Below are 1970 nucleotides of genomic sequence, written 5' to 3'. Positions count from 1 at the left end.
GCAAGACGCGACCGTACGCAGTAACAACTGTGGATCAAACGGGTTAAAGTCCCGTCCGGGGAGTTGTCCGTTCACCCCGGTAGTTCAAGGGAGCGGCGTCTGAGTAATCAGGGGTCGTAAGTTCCCAATTGGCAAAGCAGCAGGCCGTAACGGAAGTGAACCTATGGGTAGCCTCGTTACTTGCCATGGAGATGCCGACCCAGTGGTCAAATGGGGAAGGCCGAAGTTCGCGGGCTGAGAAAACGGAAGCGGCCGGTGAAATCTCCCGGGGTCGAAGGGGCGGCATGTTGCGGATGATTCCCAGTCCAGTGCTGGAGGCCCGGTGTGGTGAAGCGGGAGGAGCTTCAACGGCCGCGTATAAGGGAGACCGAAATCGCGGCGGGCCACATCGGGAGTCGGATGGGCTCATAGTACCGTTCGAGGGCGACGGACAACATAACCTCGCCCGAGGGAAGGAGCCCTGCTTTGTTCATGTGACCAACGAGCGGAGGATGAGGGGATTGCCATGGCGCTAACAACCCCGGACACCATCAGGACGCTACAGCGGAAACTCTACCGCAAGGCCAAGCAGGAGACGGCCTTCCGCTTCTATTCCTTGTATGACAAGGTCTATCGGGCCGACACCCTCAGTCATGCCTACGACCTGGTTCGCGCCAACAAGGGGAGCGCCGGCATCGACGGCGTCACCTTCGCGGCCATCGAGGCAACGGAAGGGGCAACCGCCTTCGTGGCGGAGTTGGCGGAGGCACTGAAAAACCAGACGTACAAACCGAGCCCCGGCCGGAGGGTCATGATCCCCAAGAGCAACGGCAGTATGCGACCGCTGGGGATTCCGACCATCCGCGACCGGGTGGCGCAGATGGCCGTCAAGTTGGTCATCGAGCCGATCTTCGAAGCCGACTTCTGCGAAACCTCCTACGGTTTCCGGCCAAGGAAGTCAACCCATGACGCCGTCGAAGACGTCTCCCACAGCCTCAATCGTGGGTATACCGAAGTCATCGACGCCGACCTGTCCCGATATTTCGACACCATCCCCCACGCCAAACTCATGACCCTGGTCGCCGAGCGCATCAGCGACGGACAGATTCTGCATCTGCTCCGGATGTGGCTCAAGGCCCCGGTCGTGGAAGAGGATCAGGACGGAACGAAGCGGACAGTCGGAGGCGGCAAGGATAACCGCCTGGGAACGCCGCAGGGCGGGGTCATTTCGCCCCTGCTCGCCAACCTCTACCTGCATCTTTTGGATAGGATATGGGAGCGGCGGCGCTTGCAACAGCGACTCGGCGCCCGCATCGTGCGCTACGCCGACGACATCGTGATTCTGTGTCGACGTGGTCACGAACGGCCGCTGGCCGTGCTGAAGCAGATTCTGGAACGGATGGAACTGATCCTGAACCCAGACAAGACGCGGATCGTCGACGTCTTTCAGGATCGGTTCGACTTTCTCGGATTTGAAATCCAGATGGGAAAAAGTCGCCGAACGGGCAACCATTACGCCCACGTTCAACCTTCGAAGAAAGCCATCAAGACGATCAAGGACCGCGTCACGGACCTGACGGAACGCAACCGTACACGGCTACCGCTGGAGGTGGTGGTCACGGAAGTCAACAGAACCGTGAGGGGTTGGGTCAATTACTTCCACTTTCGCAATTGCAGCAAGGTTCTCGAACACGTTCGAGGCCATGTGGAAGAGCGACTGCGGACCCACCTGCGCAAGCGCCACAAGGTCAGAAATCGCCGAGAAGGCTACGCCCGGTTTGGAAATCGAGTCCTGTACGCGCAATACGGACTCTACAAAGTGCCGACGACAGCGGGCTGGACAAGGGCGCATGCCCTGCGGTGAAGAACATCGGAAAGCCGTGTGCGGGAAAACCGCACGCACGGTTTGATGAGGGAGGGCTGGTCCAAACAGCCACGGCAAGGCCATTTAGACACCGTCGGACGAAAGGGACGGAAACGGATAAGCCGAG

1 protein-coding gene is annotated in these 1970 nt (G+C 59.7%); it reads left to right on the top strand.

The window, feature by feature from the left end:
- The first annotated feature begins 505 nt into the window (after positions 1–505).
- Positions 506–1843, top strand: coding sequence for a group II intron reverse transcriptase/maturase (gene ltrA, locus BQ4888_RS10675; RefSeq protein ID WP_092057171.1), 1338 nt, complete (start codon positions 506–508; stop codon positions 1841–1843).
- Positions 1844–1970 lie beyond the last annotated feature (127 nt).

It is taken from the genome of Desulfuromonas acetexigens (assembly GCF_900111775.1).
GTDB lineage: Bacteria > Desulfobacterota > Desulfuromonadia > Desulfuromonadales > Trichloromonadaceae > Trichloromonas > Trichloromonas acetexigens.
Note: the sequence above shows the minus strand (reverse complement) of the source record. Positions and strands in the feature narration are given on the sequence as shown.

What these genes read in the sequence shown, in the direction of transcription:
- ltrA (WP_092057171.1), top strand. Translation starts at nt 506, where the DNA reads ATGGCGCTAACAACCCCGGACACCATCAGGACGCTACAGCGGAAACTC.